Genomic DNA, 241 nt, shown 5'->3' on the forward strand with positions numbered 1-241 from the left:
CCGACAGGAAACTTCGGAAACATTCTGGCTGCTTATTACGCGAAACAGATGGGAGTGCCGATTGCAAAGCTGATCTGTGCATCCAACGAAAATAAAGTGCTTTTTGATTTCTTTAAAACAGGGGTTTATGATAAAAACAGAGAATTTATCCTGACATCTTCCCCGTCTATGGACATTTTGATTTCCAGCAATCTGGAGCGTTTGATCTATACAATCGCAGGGCAGGATGCAGGGAAAAATG

The 241-nt window shown here is 41.9% G+C and carries 1 pseudogene; it reads left to right on the forward strand.

The window, feature by feature from the left end:
• Positions 1–241: pseudogene (locus tag NE619_RS18450) on the forward strand (threonine synthase); the annotation flags it as partial.

This window comes from Anaerovorax odorimutans (genome assembly GCF_024459955.1).
Lineage (GTDB): Bacteria > Bacillota > Clostridia > Peptostreptococcales > Anaerovoracaceae > Hominibacterium > Hominibacterium odorimutans_A.